The sequence below is a fragment of the Streptomyces sp. AK010 genome (assembly GCF_014207295.1).
Taxonomy (GTDB): Bacteria; Actinomycetota; Actinomycetes; order Streptomycetales; family Streptomycetaceae; genus Streptomyces; species Streptomyces massasporeus.
In genome coordinates, this window is the sequence record NZ_JACHCX010000078.1 from 1 (window position 1) to 1,257 (window position 1,257).

Annotated in this window: 2 protein-coding genes; both read left to right on the forward strand. The window is 67.6% G+C overall.

Annotation, left to right across the window (positions count from 1 at the left end):
* The first annotated feature begins 118 nt into the window (after positions 1-118).
* Complete coding sequence (locus HDC93_RS37940; RefSeq protein ID WP_221517610.1) at positions 119-559, forward strand: helix-turn-helix domain-containing protein; 441 nt, start codon at positions 119-121, stop codon at positions 557-559.
* The gene (locus tag HDC93_RS37945) at positions 556-1,239 is read left to right on the forward strand and encodes an IS630 family transposase (RefSeq protein ID WP_221517611.1); all 684 of its coding nucleotides are present in this window, start codon (positions 556-558) and stop codon (positions 1,237-1,239) included. The genes HDC93_RS37940 and HDC93_RS37945 overlap by 4 nt, the downstream gene beginning before the upstream one ends.
* Positions 1,240-1,257: the final 18 nt, after the last annotated feature.

Below are 1,257 nucleotides of genomic sequence, written 5' to 3' on the forward strand. Positions count from 1 at the left end.
CTAGTAGATCGTCGCGGCTAAGTGTCGTTCTGGTTGCTGGAGTTGGGCAGAATCTCCCTGTCGCTTCCTTTCGGCCGTCAGGGGTGCTGTGTCTTCGCAGAAGAAGTATCCGGTTGCGTTGAGCGTCGAAGATCGTCAGGCGTTGGTGCGGGTGACGACGACGGGGGTCCGCAGCGCGTCGATGATCAGGCGGGCGAGGGTGCTGCTCGCGCTGGACACGTTGGCCGGCGAGGTCGCTCCGCGGGCGGTGATCGCGGAGCGGGTCGGGGTCTCGTGCGATTCGGTCCGCCTGATCTCGAAGCGGTACGCGGAGACCGGCGGCGATGTGTGGGCCACGGTCGGCCGGAAGGAACGCGCCCTGCCGCCGGTGCCTTCCCCGGTGACCGGTGAGGTCGAGGCCAGGCTGATTGCGCTGGCCTGCTCGACTCCGCCCAAGGGACACGCCCGGTGGTCGCTGCGCCTGCTGGAGAAGCAGGTCGCGCTGATCGAGGACATCCCGGATCTGGACCACTCCACGATCGGCCGGGTGTTAAAAAAACGGAACTGCGTCCTCACGTGAAGAAGTGCTGGGCCATCCCGCCCGCGGCGAACGCGGCCTTCGCAGCGGCGATGGAGGACGTCCTGGCGGTCTACCGCCGCCCCTTCGATCCGGCGCGCCCGGTGGTGTGCATGGACGAGAAGCCCTACCAGCTGCTCGGCCACGTCCGCGATCCGCTTCCCGCGCAGCCGGGCCGCGACCGGCGCGAGGACAACGAGTACGTCCGCTCGGGGACCTGCTCGATCTTCTGCTGGGTCGAGCCGCTGCGCGGATGGCGGCGCGTGGACGCCCAGTCCCGCCGGACCAGGGTCGACTGGGCGCACCAGGTCGAGCACCTGCTGACCGTGGACTATCCCGACGCCGCCACGGTCGTGCTGGTGATGGACAACCTCAACACCCACACCACCGCCTCGCTCTACGAGGCGTTCGACCCGGCAAAGGCCTTCGCGCTGGCCCAGCGCCTGGAGATCCACCACACCCCCAAGCACGGGTCCTGGCTCAACATCGCCGAGATCGAGCTCTCCGCGCTCACCCGCCAGTGCCTGGACCGCCGCATCGACGACCTCACCGTGCTCAACGCCGAACTCGCTGCCTGGCAGCAGCACACCAACAGCAACCAGCGCCAAGTCGACTGGCACTTCACCACCGACGACGCCCGCGTGAAACTGCGCCACCTCTACCCAACCACAAAGCGAAATTAAGCCGCGACGGTCTACTAG